Source organism: Thalassolituus oleivorans MIL-1, from assembly GCF_000355675.1.
Lineage (GTDB): Bacteria > Pseudomonadota > Gammaproteobacteria > Pseudomonadales > Oceanobacteraceae > Thalassolituus > Thalassolituus oleivorans.
The window spans coordinates 2,920,943-2,935,414 of the sequence record NC_020888.1 but is presented as its reverse complement, the minus strand read 5'-3'; the positions used below and the strand labels follow the sequence as shown (position 1 = coordinate 2,935,414).

Sequence of the window (14,472 nt, the reverse complement as noted above, 5' to 3'; positions counted from 1 at the left end):
GTAGGATTTTATATTAGTGAAGTGATTACGGTTAACGTCGAGAATCGCTGCAACTTCGCTCGTGCCGGTTTGTATTTAGAGACGAGCAGGTCTTTATTAGACTTAACTGTCGAAAGGGACTTTCTTCTAAAAACCAACTCATCTAAGCTCAAAGCCTAATTTTTTAGAGGTTTTGTTCCATGACCGATGAAGTGTTCGTCATCGCCGCTTATGGCATGTTGGTTATTCTTTCTGTACTGGCTATCGTTACCATCGGCACTATTGGTTGGATAGTGGTTGCCTACATTACCGACCGTCATCAAACACGGCATACGGTGCGTCGTAACTTCCCCGTCATTGGCCGTTTTCGTTATCTATTTGAACACTTGGGTGAATTTTTTCGGCAGTATTTTTTTGCTATGGATCGCGAGGAGATGCCGTTTAACCGCGCCGAGCGCGGTTGGGTCTATCGAGCTGCTAAAAACGAGAGTACTACGGTGGCATTTGGCTCAACTCGCCGGTTAGATATCCCCGGTACTATTATGTTTGTGAATAGTCCATTTCCCGCTTTGAAACACGATTTTTGCGCATCTCGTGCTGTTACGATTGGAGAACACTGCCGTACGCCTTTTACCACCAGTGCTTTAGTGAATATTTCGGGTATGAGTTACGGTGCGTTGTCTAAGCCAGCCATTCTAGCGTTATCAAAAGGCGCTAAAAAAGCCGGTTGCTGGATGAATACTGGGGAGGGCGGCTTATCGGATTTTCACTTGGAAGGCGGCTGCGATATCGTTTTTCAAATTGGTACGGCGAAGTATGGCGTACGTAATGATGAAGGCGGCTTAGACGAGAAGAAATTAGCCGACATCGCTCATATTGAGCGTGTGCGCATGTTTGAAATTAAACTCAGTCAAGGTGCCAAACCGGGTAAGGGCGGTATTTTGCCCGGCGGTAAGGTCAGTGCTGAAATTGCTGCAATTCGTGGTATCCCTGAGGGTGAAGATTCTATTAGCCCTAATGGCCATCCTGAAATTCATTCAGTAGATGACATTCTTGATATGGTCGCGCGAGTGCGAGCCATTACCGGTAAGCCGACCGGCTTTAAAACCGTATTGGGTGATGTCGATTGGATTCGCGATCTTTGCCGTGAAATCCAGCGTCGCGGCCCTGAAAGTGCGCCGGATTTTATTACCCTTGATGGTGCGGAGGGAGGCACAGGTGCGGCGCCACAATCTTTAATTGATTACATGGGATTGCCGATAGGCCAAGCCTTGCCAATGCTAGTGGATGCTCTCGACGAGTTTGATTTGCGCCCGCGTATACGGGTAATTGCCTCGGGTAAATTGTTAACCCCTGATAAAGTCGCTTGGGCAATTTGTGTAGGGGCTGATTTTGCCGTCACCGCGCGTGGTTTCATGTTTGCGTTGGGGTGTATTCAGGCACTGCAATGCAATAAAAATACCTGTCCAACGGGGATTACGACCCATAACCCTCAGCTACAGCGTGGTTTAGTGCCTGCTGATAAAGCCGAGCGCGTTGCGCATTTTGCTAAGAATTTAGAGCAGGAAATTGGCATTATTGCCCACTCGTGTGGTGTCGACGAACCGCGTGAATTGCAGCGTCGCCATGCGCGTATGGTGCAGCCAAATGGTGAGGCTCGCTTGCTATCCGAATTATACGGTACGGATCGCTTTCATCCGGCAACCGAAGGCAGCTAACGCTGCCTATCGCGGTTGGGTCTTTGTTGGACTAAGTGCCGCAGAAGGTTCGCAGTACTTTTTCATCTGGCTGAGGCGGCAATTGATAGCTCGAATATTCAGGCTGTTCGGCGTAGGGGCGAGCAAGAATCCGCAGTAAGCGTTTAAACGGTTCGAAGTCGTTGTTGTCTTCTGCCGCTTTAATCACCTCTGCTACACGGTGATTGCGTGGAATATAAGCCGGATTGACCGCACGCATGGCAATAGCTTGTTCTTTAGGTGAGCTCGTTTCGTGCTGACAGCGAGCTTGCCATTCGTCTAACCAGTGTTCGATTGCCGTATCGTTACTGCCGCTGCATGCTGGTGCTTGGATTAAGGTTAATACCCCTAACTTAGTGTCTGCGGCGTCAGGGTTTTCAGCCAAATCGCATAAGCGGCGGAAGAATAGGGTGTAGTCCATTTCAGCTTCTGTGAGGGCAGATAAGAGTGACTCAATGAGCGCTTGATCGGTTTCTTGTTCCGTCGCTAAGCCTAATTTTTTACGCATAGCCTGTAGCCACGCCTGTTGTTGCCATACTGCAAAGTCTTGCAGTACCTCGGTAACTTGAGCAATGGCTGTTTTTTCATCGTCATTGATCAAGCTAAGTAAGGTCTCGGCTAAGCGAGCCAGATTCCACTGACCTATGGCGGGCTGGTTCTGATAAGCGTAACGGCCGTTACGATCAATATAGCTATAAACGGTATTGGCCTTGTAGGTATCCATAAAAGCACATGGGCCGTAGTCAATCGTCTCGCCGCTCACCGTCATGTTGTCGGTGTTCATGACGCCGTGGATAAAGCCTAGCTGCATCCAGTTAGCGATAAGCTCAGCCTGCTTATGACAAATTGCGGTAAAAAGTTGCAAGTAACGGTCGTCGGCTTGGTTATTAATTTCAGGATAATGGCGCGCTAATACGTGATCAGCCAAGGTACGAAGGCCATCGATATCGCGGCGTACGGCAAAATATTGAAAGGTGCCAACGCGGATATGGCTAGAGGCAACGCGGGTGAATACTCCACCAGGTTCGCGTTGTTCGCGTATGACATGCTCGCCGCTGCTAATCGCGGCCAAAGCACGGGTAGTCGGTACGCCCAGAGCGTGCATGGCTTCACACATGACGTATTCACGTAGCACAGGACCAATCGGTGAGCGACCATCGCCACCACGCGAGTAGGGAGTGCGTCCTGCGCCTTTAAGCTGAATATCACGGCGTTGCCCGTCGCGGTTGATGACATCACCGAGTAATAAGGCGCGTCCATCGCCTAGCTGAGGATTTAACTGACCAAATTGATGGCCGCTGTACGCCATCGCTAACGGATCTGCCCCGTCCGGTAGCTGGTTGCCACTGAATAGTAGCGCCAATTCGTCGTTGCTTTTACCGTTGAGTTCGATGCCAAGCTCAGTCGCTAAGTCATGGTTGAATAGAATGAGCGCAGGGTTGGCTACCGGCGTAGGCATTGCCCTGCTGTAAAATTGGCTGGGCAATGTGGCGTAGATGTTAACAAACGGAATAGTCAAAGAAGCAGACACAGGCAAGTCCCGAAAAAGGGTGTAGCGACGAGAATAAAGACGAACACCGGCAGCGTCCAGTCTTCATCTTGTCTTAGGGAGGGGAAGGTCTGGACTTTACAGCTAAACCGAAACTTGCCAATGTGAATAAGCATTCGTGGTGGATCGTGGGTATGACGCAGCAGCAAAATAGTGAAGCAGAAAAAATTGAACTCGAACATCAAGCCGCCAAGCTATTTATGCGCTGGTATGAGCATGATACGGGTAAGCAAATTCGTCATTTGTGGCATAACAAACCCATTAAACCGGATGTTTCTTGTCGATTTGAAGGAGCACGTTTAGATATCGAAGTTGCGCATTTATATGGCAGCGAACAAGAAGCGATGCAGATATTAGGACGAGAACTGAGTGAGCAGACTCGTTACGAATTACACCAATTGCAGGCCGTTAGCGACCCTCATTCACGTTTATTGAGCGCGCTGAATCGAATTTTGGCGAGCAAGGCGAGTAAACATTACAAAACCAAGCGCGTATGGCTGTTAATTCGTAATGCACACCCAGCCTGGAGCACCGATGAGATTCGCGCTCTTCAGCATAATATTGAAGTACCAGTTGATCATCCATTCGAACAAATTTGGATACTCGGAGATTTCCAAGGTCACACCGGCATTGTCCAATTATATCCTTAGTCTTTTATTCGCGGCTGCATCTCGGACGCACAAGCGTGTATAGTTATTTCACTCCTTTTTTGTGACCAATATATTTGATGTTAAAGATATTTTCTTCTTTAGGTTTGCGCACTGTGAGCGGTCTGTTACTGGTGCTAGGTTTAACCTTGAGTGCTGTTGCCTTAGCCGAATCTCAGGTCGATAATTCTGCTCCTCTCACTATTGCAGTTGCAGCAAATTTTTCTGCCCCGATGAAGCTCTTAGCCTCAGAATTTGAACAGCAAACAGGGCGTCCCGTGCGTTTAAGTATTGCGTCTTCCGGGAAGTTATTCGCGCAAATTCAGCATGGCGCTCCATTTGATGTCTTTCTTTCTGCGGATCAAGATAAGCCGCAACGCTTAGTCGAACAGGGGTTAGCTGTCAGTGGTAGCCAATTTACTTATGCGGTAGGTGAGTTGGCTTTATGGAGTTCGCAGCAGCACATAGATCCAGAACAAACGCTACGCCAAGGCAATTTTCGTAAGTTAGCGATAGCTAATCCTAAACTCGCGCCCTATGGCCTAGCGGCGGAACAAGCATTGGTTTCGCTGGACTTAACAGAGGCGAGCAAAAGTAAAATCATTTTCGGCGAAAGCATTGGTCAGGCATTTCAGTTCGTTGCCTCAGGCAGTGCTGAATTAGGTTTTGTTGCGCGTGCTCAAGTGATTGCGGCGGGTTCAAGTGATTCACTTTCTAAGGGGAGCGTGTGGTTTTTGCCCAATAACCATTATGCTCCAATTCGACAAGATGCCGTACTCTTGGTTAGAGCAAAGACAGACAGCGGAGCAGGACAGTTTTTAGAATTTCTGCAGTCAGAATATGCAAAAAATACGATTCAGAATTTTGGTTATGGAAGTATTAGTGTCGATGCAAAAGGTAGTCAATAATCTATGTTGTTAGCGCCCAGTGACGTAGATGCGATTGTGTTAACGGCGAAATTAGCCAGCGTTGTCACGTTTCTGCTACTGCTGATCGGTACGCCATTGGCATGGTGGTTGGCACGGACGTCGTCGATATTCAAAACGCCAGTGTCGGCCTTAGTGACCTTGCCATTGATTTTACCGCCCACGGTATTAGGATTTTATTTATTAATTGCTATGGGGCCAGAAGGTCCTTTAGGCCAATTAACCACGGCTCTTGGTATTGGCTTATTGCCTTTTACGTTTTCTGGTTTAGTCATTGCCTCCGTGTTGTATTCGCTTCCTTTCGTTGTGCAGCCGATTCAAAATGCAATGGAGGCGATTGGAGAACGTCCTTTAGAAGTTGCTAAAACATTGGGGGCGGGAGCATGGGATAGATTTTTTACCATTGTATTGCCTTTGTCGCGCCGCGGTATCATCACCGCTACTGTTTTAGGTTTTGCACACACAGTAGGGGAGTTTGGCGTTGTGCTTATGATCGGCGGGAATATTCCCGCCGAGACTCAAGTGCTATCGGTGCAGATTTATGATCACGTAGAGTCTCTACAATATGGGCAAGCGCATTGGTTATCGGCATTAATGTTGGCTTTCTCGTTCATCGTATTAATGACCATGATGTTATTTAATCGCAAGGGGTTAGCACTTGGACGCTAATATTCGTGTGCGCATAAAACACACCTTAGGTCATTTTACATTGGATGTAGATCTGAGCTTACCGGCCTCGGGAATTATTGCGATTACTGGGCCATCGGGTTCTGGTAAAACAACCTTATTACGCTGTATTGCCGGTTTAGAGCAGGCCCAAGGTGACGATAATTGTATCTCCTTCGCTGATCAAATATGGCTGCAAGGTTCTAAACAGAGTATCAAAACTGAACAGCGACCGCTGGCTTATGTTTTTCAAGAGTCGAGCTTACTGCCGCATTTAACCGTTGCTGAAAACATAGATTACGCCGCTAAACGCAGTCGTCGTCGTAACTGCGAACCGTTGGGTGCGCAAGCGCGAGCTCATATTATTAAGTTATTGGATATAACCGCATTATTAGCGCAATCTCCTGAGCAATTATCGGGTGGTGAACGTCAGCGAGTCGCCTTAGCTCGAGCATTAATTGCCAATCCGCAGGTGCTATTACTCGACGAGCCATTATCAGCCCTCGATATGGAACGTAAGCAAGAAATTCTGCCGTATTTAGAGGAAGTCGGTAAGGTATTTTCAGGACCTATTTTATATGTCAGTCATGCCATGGATGAAATAGCGCGACTGGCGGATCACCTTGTGATTTTGCAAGCCGGTCGGGTTTTAGATGAAGGCCCATTAGCATCAACTTTAATGCGAGTTCATAAGCCTATTATTTGGGGCGATGATGTTATGAGCGTATTGCAAGGGCAAGTTGCACTGCGCGACGAAGATTTTTATCTAACCCGTATTGACGTTGATGGCTCTCCTTTTTGGTTACGTGGTTTAGATAAAAATTTAGCAACCGAACAGCGTATTCAGGTTCTGGCGCGGGATATCAGTGTCGCTGTAGCCGAACCTGGGCCGAGTAGCATCGTTAATTGCATTGTTTGTGAGCTAGAAAGTATTTTCCCACCCGAGCGCGGTGAAGTGCTTTTGCGTTTACGTTTACCGCGCAGCGAGCAGCGCCTACTGGCGAGCATTACGGCTAAATCCTTACAGCAACTTGCACTCATTGAAGGCCAAACGCTATGGGCACAAATTAAGTCTGTGGCGTTATTGAAATAGAACGAGTCGCCACGACAGGGCTAGGGTAATAAGGTATGAGTTTCGTTTTTGTTTGATGGTTAAGAATATCGTCTAACGACTGTTGCGATAGCTCGGGTAGCCAGTGTTGAATATGCTGCAGCTCGGGGTCATATTCTTGCAGTTGCTTATTGATATTAAATTGGCGTTGCGGTCTTGCATCGTGGCCAACACCGGCTAGGTACGCCCAATTCCCCCAGTTGCTAGCGACATCAAAATCAATAAGATGCTGTTCAAACCAACGCGCTCCCCAGCGCCAATCAAGTTGTAATTGGTGAATAAAGTAACTCGCCATATTCTGGCGTAAACGATTCGAGACAAAACCAGTTGTGCGTAATTCAACGAGCCCAGCGTCAATCATAGGAATGCCTGTACTTGCCGCACACCAAGCTTGCCAATGTTTTTGTACTATATGCTCGGGTATTTTTTTAGGGGTTACCGTGTCAGTGCGTAAGCCATTTTTTTGAAACAAGCGGTCGCCATGGTGACGCATCGACCAATGAAAATATTCACGCCACAGCAGTTCTAACTTTAGCCACTGGCTATGTTCATCGGCTTGGTAGGCCGCTTCGTATTGTAGAATTTGATGCCAAATATGCCTAGGTGATAGGCATCCCCATGCTAAATATGGACTTAACTGGCTGCTAAAGTAATCGCCAATAAGTGCATTACGAGTGGCTTTATAGTGCTGAATTGATTTATTTTCCCATAGGTAGTCTTTTAAATGCTGCTTACCACTGCGTTCGCCGCCATTTCGTTTTAGTTGAATACCCGTATCGCTGTGTTCTTCAGGCCATTGCGCGGGTGCCCATATAGGCAGCACAGTATCTCGAAGTTTTAGGGGGAGCGCCTTGATATCTTCGGCCACTTTAAACTGCTGCGGATGCTTTTCTATCGTTCTTCGAAATTGACTAAAAGTTGTCGGCCAGTGACTTAGAAAGTCCGTCATTTGCGCAGGTGAGAACAGTGTGTAGGGTTCATAGCACTCAATCTGGATGCCAAGCTCTGCGATACGTGCTAGCCAGCCGGCTTCTTCTGGCGCTTGGGCGGAAGCCGTAATTAAAGTAAATGCTTGCTCTAGATATATTTTTTGCAGTAGCTCAACCGGATCGCCAAATAGAATAGTTAAATCAAATGTGTGCTCATCGAGAGTGCGGTGTAAATCGATTAAGCTGCTGCGTAAAAAACGAGCTTTTGCCGCGCCTAGTCTTGTCATGCCTTGAGCATCTATATCCAGCCATTCTTTGGGCATAATATAAATAATGCTTAACGGCTCATTTTTGGCTCGCGCGAGGTAAAAGCCGGGATGATCGTGCAAGCGTAAATCGTTACGTAGCCATAATATTTGCATTTAAAATTCCTCCTCAACCTGAGCGGCAGCGCATAGATTAGGTGGTGTGATAGCAGCTTTGTGCAAAGTACTCTTCGCGCTGCGTTTACAGCGCTCGCTACAATATTTTACTTCGTCCCAGCTGCGTGCCCATTTACGTCGCCAGCAAAAGGGTTGTTGGCAGTGCGCGCAATCTTTTTTGGGTAACAGAAGTTTATGATGAGTCATAGGGTATTTATTAAAGTTCGTCTATATGGCTGAGAAGGTATTCTGCGCGATTGAGTATTGCCTGCTGTTTTCCCGAGTCCATTTTCTCAAAGCTACGATAAATCATGGTCATGCGCGGATTGCCATTAAATTGCTCTTTATGGCGTTGAATGAAATGCCAGTACAAGCTGTTAAACGGGCAGCTATCGTGCTCTGTCGACGTTTTTATCGAGTAGTGACAGCCGCTACAGTAGTTCGACATTTTATGAATATAATTACCTGAAGCCGCATAAGGCTTACTGCCTAAGTAGCCGCCGTCTGCATGCATTACCATTCCCAATGTGTTGGGTAGCTCTACCCAATCGTAGGCATCGGCATATACTGCTAAATACCAGTCACAAACGTCTTCTGGTTTGATCCCTGCAATAAGTGCGAAATTACCGGTTACCATTAAACGCTGAATATGATGGGCATACGCATGGTTAAATGTGGTCTTGAAGGCATCGCTCATGCACGCCATTTTGGTATCACCATCCCAATAATAGCGTGGTAAATCGCGCGTATTACCGAGTTTATTTAAGTGCGCGTACTGGGGCATATTTAGCCAGTAAATACCGCGAACATATTCGCGCCAGCCAATAATTTGGCGAATAAACCCTTCTGCCGCGTTCAGTGGTACATGATTGTCTTCGTAGGCTTTTAGCGCGGCTTGGCATACTTCCAATGGCAGCAACAAACCACAGTTGATATAGGGTGATAGCAAACTGTGGAATAGCTGGTGTTGATCTTTCGCCATGGCATCTTGATAGTCACCAAAATACGGTAAGCGAAAACGCACAAAATGCGCTAATGCTTCGAGTGCTTGCTGGCGAGTCGTTGCCCACTCAAAGGTATCTATGTTGCCGGGGTGATGGGAGAACTCCTCAGTTACGAGTTTGATCACCGCTTTATCGATGTCGTCCCGAGCGAATGCTATTGGGTCGGGTAACGAGGGATCACCATTCCAGCGCTTGCGATTGTCGGCGTCGTAATTCCAGTCACCGCCTTCCGGCTTATCGCCTTGCATGAGCAAGCCTGTTTTACGGCGCATGTCGCGATAGAAATATTCCATCCGTAACTGCTTACGACCCTGTGCCCACTGTGCGAATTCTGCCTGAGAGCAAATGAAGCGATCATCAATATAACATTCTACCGGGATGCCTAATTGTTGTTGCCAAGCATTACTTATAGCGTGTTGTAGGCGGTATTCACCGCATTCGGTGGTGATAATGGCGCTTGCACTAAATTCTGTGGCGTACGATTGCACCACGCTAAGCAAGGTAGAGCAGGATGACTGCGCGTCGTACTCGTGGTAGTCGACTTGCCAACCTTGGTTGCGTAATTCTGCAGCGAAGTGGCGCATAGCACTGAAAATGAGTGCAATTTTTTGCGGATGATGCGGCACATAGCTGGCCTCCGCTGCGACTTCCGCCATGAGGATACGGTCACAGGTAGGATCAAGCACGCGCAGACTGGCCAGCGAGTGTGTTAGTTGGTCACCAAGAATAAGGCCGATACGCATAATTATACAAATACACAGTTATTGTACAATTACTGTATAACTAAATGGGCTGAGATGCTAGTACAAGGCAGATTCTGCTGCCTGTCTTTGCCACTGAGAAGTCAGATTCGGATCAATTGCCTCGCGTAATGGCTGTTCTGGCTCTAGTGCCTGTGCGGTTGGTTGCATACCCTGAGTAGTACGAACCATTGCTGATCGTCTGATATTGCACTCTAGAGGTTGGAGTATTACTAATGTGTGTTGGCTTAGTAATGGCTGCTCAGCCATACGTACTGCAGCGCATTCTTGCAGGAGTGCAGCGAATACCGGCAATAAAATCAAATCAGAGTTGCATATATTCATAGACACAATAAGTTATAGCACTAACTTTGATTTCAACCGACCAGAGGGTTGCGCCCGAGTGTCGGGTCGTTAATTTTAATTACGGAAAAAGTGAGCCAGACATGACCCAGAATTTTCAAGCCGCCACAGTCGAACAAGTTGCGGTAATTGGTGCCGGTACCATGGGGCGCGGTATTGCCATATCTTTCGCTAACGCCGGCATTAACGTAACGCTCCTCGACTTGAATGACGATGTGCGTGCCCAAGCAATGGATTATATCGGTAAGATTTACGCACAAATGGTTGAGCGTGAACGCATCACCCAAGAACAGATGGATGCGCGCTTGGCGTGCTTCAGTGATACCGGCAGCTATGCGGATATCGCTCATGTGCAATTAGTGGTTGAAGCCGTGTATGAAAACTTGGCTCTGAAGCAAACTATTTTTCGTGAGCTCGATCGCGTGGTAAATGCCGACGCCATCTTGGCGACCAATACCTCCTACCTTGATATTGATGCCATCGCGGCCGAGACCTCGCGTCCAGAAAAAGTGTTGGGTATGCATTTCTTCAGCCCTGCTCACATCATGAAACTACTGGAAATTGTGCGCGGTGCTAAAACCGATCCTGCCGTATTAGATTTAGTGGAAGCTCTGGGGGCTCGTATCGGTAAAGTGGCCGTCGTGGCTGGCAACTGTCATGGGTTTATCGGTAATCGTATGTTGGAACCGTATGTCTTCCAATCTCGGCGCTTATTGCTTGAAGGTGCGTTGCCGCAGCAAGTCGATCAGGCGCTAGAGGCGTTTGGTATGGCCATGGGGCCCTTCCGTATGTACGACGTTGTTGGTATCGACTTGGAGTGGCGTTCGCGCCAAATGGCCGAAGTGAAGTTCGAGCAAGGTTCCGCTGACGAGTTAAACGTCCGTGTTGATGATCGTTTATGTGAGATGGAGCGCTTTGGCCAAAAGAATGGCAAAGGTTACTACCGCTATGAAGCTGGCAGTCGCCAAGCCTTGCGTGATGAAGACGTTGAGGCTCTGGTGATCAGCACCTCAATTGAAGCGGGTTTTGAGCGTCGCAGTATTAGCGACAATGAAATTGTAGAGCGTTGCCTCTTAGGCTTAATTAACGAAGGTGCGCGTATTTTGCAGGAAGGCATTGCTAGCAGCAGTGCAGATATCGACAAGGTATATCTTAATGGCTACGGCTTCCCAGCGGAGCGCGGTGGTCCTATGGCATACGCCGATGAACGTGGTATTGCCAATGTGTATAACGCATTAAAAGCATTGGAAGCTGAGCATGGTGAATTCTTTAAACCGGCCGCTTTGCTACAACGGCTTGCAGAACAACAGCGTTGCTTCGCCGATGTGAATTCTTCTGACATAAATACGGAGAGCAAATAATGACAGCATTTAAAGCCCCATTGCGTGATATGCGTTTTGCCCTGCACGAAGTGCTGGATGTTTCTTCGCACTATGCCGCCATTGGCCGTAGTGATTTAAACGCAGAATTGGTTGATGCCGTATTGGAAGAAGGCGGGCGCTTTACCGCTGGCGTTTTAGCTCCGTTAAATCGTTCTGGCGATGAAGAAGGTGTGACGTTTAATAATGGTGAAGTAAAAACCCCTGATGGTTTTCCTGAAGCTTATCGCCAGTTTTGCGAGAATGGCTGGGCCTCAATGACAGGGCCAGAAGAATACGGTGGTCAGGGTCTACCTGTGTCGATGGCTGCGCCCTTTCACGAAATGATGATGGCCGCCAACTTGTCGTTCCGTGTTTATTCGGGTCTGACCGAAGGCGCTGTATTAGCGCTAACAAAGCACGGCAGTGAAGCATTAAAGGATGAGTACTTACCGAAACTTGTGTCGGGCGAGTGGTTGGGCACTATGTGTTTAACCGAACCTCACGCCGGTACTGATTTAGCCCTACTGCGAACCAAAGCTGAACCGCAAGCGGATGGCAGTTATGCGGTGAGTGGTACTAAGATTTTTATTAGCGGCGGCGAACAGGATATGTCGTCGAATATTATTCACTTGGTATTGGCTCGTCTGCCCGATGCACCCGCCGGTGTAAAAGGGATTAGTTTATTTTTAGTGCCTAAATTTTTACCAACCGAAGCGGGCGAACCGGGTGAGCGTAACCCGGCGGTGTGTGGCTCGGTTGAACATAAAATGGGCATTAAAGCCGCCGCTACTTGTGTGATGAATTTCGATAGCGCGAAAGGCTGGTTGATTGGTGACGAAAATAAAGGCTTAGCCTGTATGTTCACTATGATGAATGACGCGCGCTTTCAGGTAGGCTTACAAGGCCTTGGTATCGGCGAAATGGCGTATCAAGGGGCGGTAGAATACGCTCTTGAGCGCTTGCAGTCGCGTGCCTTAAGCGGCCCGCAGCATCCAGAATTAGCCGCCGATCCTATTATTGTTCATCCTGATGTTCGCCGTATGTTACTCACGCAAAAAACCTTAGTAGAAGGCTGCCGTGTATTAGCGTATGACGCTGCTTTGGCTTTGGATATTGAACATTTTCACGACGATGCTGCAGAACGTAAATTAGCCGGTACTCGTGCTGCCTTGCTGATACCTATTGTTAAATCCTTTTTAACTGACATGAGTGCCGAAGCCGCTAATATCGGTATGCAGGTATACGGTGGGCATGGCTTTATTCGCGAATGGGGTATGGAGCAATTAGTGCGTGATGGCCGTATTACCCAAATTTACGAAGGCACCAACGGCATTCAGTCGCTGGATTTATTACGTCGTAAAGTGATGGGTGATCAAGGCGCAGAATTGACGCGCTTGCAGGATGAAATTGATGCTTTCTGTCAGCAACAGGAGAGTAATGTGGCGCTAGCCAGCTTGTTAACTCCTTTGCTATCCGTCAATGCTCATTGGCGCTCATTGGCCGCGGATATTATGCAACGCTCAGCTCAAAATCCCGAAGAAATTGGCGGTTGTGCTACTGATTTTATGCAATTTTCTGCGTATGCACTGCTAGCCTATGCATGGGCGAGAATGGCAACCGTGGCGGCGAAACGTGCGCAAGAAAACCCAGAAGATGTGGAATTTTATCAGGCTAAAATTGCCTCAGCACGTTTTTATGCCGAGCGTATTTTACCGCGTGCTGATATGCATCGTCAGGTATTGAAAACACCGCTTGATAGTCTATTTGGCTTAACCGCTGAGCAATTTGTACGTTAAATCACGTGGCCTAAATTAAGCGCAATTATGCGTTTAATTTAGGCTTAGTAATTTCTAGGTGAGGTATAACAATAATATGACCAATTTTACCTTTTCAACGACCCGAACCATTATTAACGAAGCAGGCGCAGCTCGTCGTTTAGCGACGATCTGCGAAGAGCAGGGCGCGCGCAGTGTGATGTTGGTAACCGATGAGGGCATTATCGGTGCTGGTTTGTTGGAACGTATTCTCCCGAGTTTTCAGCAATCTGCTCTACAGTTAACCGTCTTTAAAGATGTGGAAGCTGATCCGTCAGATACAACTGTTATGGCCGCTACAGAGGCAGCTCGTCGCGCTAACGTCGATTATGTTGTAGGTTTTGGCGGTGGTAGTTCTATGGATGTCGCTAAGCTGGTGGCTTTACTTGCTCATCCGCAATGCAAACAACCATTATCTGACATGTACGGCGTGGGTAATGCTCGTGGTGTACGCCTGCCGTTATTGCAAGTTCCAACAACGGCGGGTACTGGTTCAGAAGTCACGCCAATTGCGATTGTCACTACGGGCGCAACGACAAAAGCCGGTGTGGTATCAGCCGTATTGCAACCGGATATTGCGTTACTTGATGCGGAATTAACCACAGGTCTGCCGCCACATGTGACAGCAGCCACGGGCATTGATGCCATGGTGCATGCCATTGAGGCCTATACTTCGGCGGTGAAGAAAAACCCAGTATCTGATTTGCTTGCGAAAGAAGCATTACGTCTACTTTCTAGCAATTTAATGGTGGCAGTTAAAGACGGCAATAATATTCAAGCGCGTAGCAATATGCTGTTAGGCGCGTTGTACGCTGGCCAAGCCTTTGCCAATGCGCCGGTTGCTGCGGTACATGCCTTAGCCTATCCGTTAGGTGGACACTTTCATATTCCGCATGGTTTAAGTAACTCGCTGGTTTTGCCTCATGTTATGCGCTTTAACGCGCCTAAAGCTGCGCAGTTGTATGCAGAATTAGCCCCGGTTGTTATGGGCGACGCAGCCAATGTTGGCAGCAATGAAGAAAAAACCGCAGCACTTATTACTTGGTTAGAGCAGCAGACCATCAATACCGGATTACCAACGCGATTGCGGGACTGTGGTATTCGTGAAGACGCGGTTGCTATGCTTGCCAGTGAAGCCATGTTGCAAACTCGGTTGTTAGGGAATAACCCGCGTGAAGTTACCGAGGCCGATGCGTTAGCGATTTATCAAGCAGCGTACTAATAC

General features: G+C 47.9%; 13 protein-coding genes. 8 read left to right on the top strand and 5 right to left on the bottom strand.

Going from position 1 to position 14,472, the window contains the following annotated elements; genetic code table 11:
- Positions 1-179: 179 nt before the first annotated feature.
- A complete protein-coding gene (locus TOL_RS13430) occupies positions 180-1,697 on the top strand; it encodes an FMN-binding glutamate synthase family protein (RefSeq protein ID WP_015487895.1) in 1,518 nt (505 codons plus the stop codon).
- Between the two features lie 31 nt (positions 1,698-1,728).
- On the opposite strand, the gene TOL_RS13425 is transcribed toward TOL_RS13430, so the two are convergent.
- Positions 1,729-3,246 (bottom strand): protein adenylyltransferase SelO, encoded by a 1,518-nt coding sequence (locus TOL_RS13425; protein ID WP_015487894.1) that lies wholly within the window; start codon positions 3,244-3,246, stop codon positions 1,729-1,731.
- A 152-nt stretch (positions 3,247-3,398) separates the two neighbouring features.
- Here TOL_RS13425 and TOL_RS13420 point away from each other — a divergent pair, with 152 nt between their 5' ends.
- The 4 genes from TOL_RS13420 (at position 3,399) to modC (ending at position 6,596) form a co-directional block, all read left to right on the top strand.
- Positions 3,399-3,914: a hypothetical protein gene (locus tag TOL_RS13420; protein ID WP_015487893.1), complete on the top strand. Its 516-nt coding sequence runs from the start codon at positions 3,399-3,401 to the stop codon at positions 3,912-3,914.
- Positions 3,915-4,027: 113 nt separating this feature from the next.
- The gene (modA, locus tag TOL_RS13415; protein WP_231847989.1) at positions 4,028-4,819 is read left to right on the top strand and encodes a molybdate ABC transporter substrate-binding protein; all 792 of its coding nucleotides are present in this window, start codon (positions 4,028-4,030) and stop codon (positions 4,817-4,819) included.
- A 3-nt stretch (positions 4,820-4,822) separates the two neighbouring features.
- Entirely contained in the window at positions 4,823-5,506 is a 684-nt protein-coding gene (gene modB / locus TOL_RS13410; protein ID WP_015487891.1) for a molybdate ABC transporter permease subunit, read from the top strand.
- Positions 5,496-6,596, top strand: coding sequence for a molybdenum ABC transporter ATP-binding protein (gene modC, locus TOL_RS13405; protein ID WP_015487890.1), 1,101 nt, complete (start codon positions 5,496-5,498; stop codon positions 6,594-6,596). Before modB ends, modC begins: the two co-directional genes overlap by 11 nt.
- Here the strand turns inward: modC and TOL_RS13400 are convergent.
- From TOL_RS13400 to TOL_RS13390, 4 genes are read right to left on the bottom strand one after another with little or no spacing between them, the layout of a single operon-like run.
- On the bottom strand, positions 6,571-7,965 hold the full coding sequence (locus TOL_RS13400) for a DASH family cryptochrome (protein ID WP_015487889.1): 1,395 nt from the start codon (positions 7,963-7,965) through the stop codon (positions 6,571-6,573). The two genes, modC and TOL_RS13400, sit on opposite strands and share 26 nt — an antisense overlap.
- Positions 7,966-8,172, bottom strand: a complete 207-nt coding sequence (locus TOL_RS18810; RefSeq protein WP_015487888.1) for a DUF2256 domain-containing protein — start codon at positions 8,170-8,172, stop codon at positions 7,966-7,968. It abuts the gene before it with no gap.
- Positions 8,173-8,182: 10 nt separating this feature from the next.
- Positions 8,183-9,712, bottom strand: coding sequence for a cryptochrome/photolyase family protein (locus TOL_RS13395; protein WP_015487887.1), 1,530 nt, complete (start codon positions 9,710-9,712; stop codon positions 8,183-8,185).
- 57 nt (positions 9,713-9,769) lie between these two features.
- Positions 9,770-10,054, bottom strand: a complete 285-nt coding sequence (locus TOL_RS13390; RefSeq protein ID WP_015487886.1) for a hypothetical protein — start codon at positions 10,052-10,054, stop codon at positions 9,770-9,772.
- A gap of 101 nt (positions 10,055-10,155) precedes the next feature.
- Here TOL_RS13390 and TOL_RS13385 point away from each other — a divergent pair, with 101 nt between their 5' ends.
- From TOL_RS13385 to TOL_RS13375, 3 genes are all read left to right on the top strand, one after another.
- Complete coding sequence (locus TOL_RS13385) at positions 10,156-11,433, top strand: 3-hydroxyacyl-CoA dehydrogenase (RefSeq protein WP_015487885.1); 1,278 nt, start codon at positions 10,156-10,158, stop codon at positions 11,431-11,433.
- Positions 11,433-13,229 (top strand): acyl-CoA dehydrogenase C-terminal domain-containing protein, encoded by a 1,797-nt coding sequence (locus tag TOL_RS13380; protein ID WP_015487884.1) that lies wholly within the window; start codon positions 11,433-11,435, stop codon positions 13,227-13,229. The genes TOL_RS13385 and TOL_RS13380 overlap by 1 nt, the downstream gene beginning before the upstream one ends.
- A gap of 76 nt (positions 13,230-13,305) precedes the next feature.
- Complete coding sequence (locus TOL_RS13375) at positions 13,306-14,469, top strand: iron-containing alcohol dehydrogenase (protein ID WP_015487883.1); 1,164 nt, start codon at positions 13,306-13,308, stop codon at positions 14,467-14,469.
- Positions 14,470-14,472 lie beyond the last annotated feature (3 nt).

Bases quoted from the DNA above. Each gene is read 5' to 3' on its own strand.
- TOL_RS13430 (WP_015487895.1), top strand. From the start codon at position 180: ATGACCGATGAAGTGTTCGTCATCGCCGCTTATGGCATGTTGGTTATT.
- TOL_RS13420 (WP_015487893.1), top strand. From the start codon at position 3,399: ATGACGCAGCAGCAAAATAGTGAAGCAGAAAAAATTGAACTCGAACAT.
- modB (WP_015487891.1), top strand. From the start codon at position 4,823: ATGTTGTTAGCGCCCAGTGACGTAGATGCGATTGTGTTAACGGCGAAA.
- TOL_RS13400 (WP_015487889.1), bottom strand. From the start codon at position 7,965: ATGCAAATATTATGGCTACGTAACGATTTACGCTTGCACGATCATCCC.
- TOL_RS18810 (WP_015487888.1), bottom strand. From the start codon at position 8,172: ATGACTCATCATAAACTTCTGTTACCCAAAAAAGATTGCGCGCACTGC.
- TOL_RS13395 (WP_015487887.1), bottom strand. From the start codon at position 9,712: ATGCGTATCGGCCTTATTCTTGGTGACCAACTAACACACTCGCTGGCC.
- TOL_RS13390 (WP_015487886.1), bottom strand. From the start codon at position 10,054: ATGAATATATGCAACTCTGATTTGATTTTATTGCCGGTATTCGCTGCA.
- TOL_RS13385 (WP_015487885.1), top strand. From the start codon at position 10,156: ATGACCCAGAATTTTCAAGCCGCCACAGTCGAACAAGTTGCGGTAATT.
- TOL_RS13380 (WP_015487884.1), top strand. From the start codon at position 11,433: ATGACAGCATTTAAAGCCCCATTGCGTGATATGCGTTTTGCCCTGCAC.
- TOL_RS13375 (WP_015487883.1), top strand. From the start codon at position 13,306: ATGACCAATTTTACCTTTTCAACGACCCGAACCATTATTAACGAAGCA.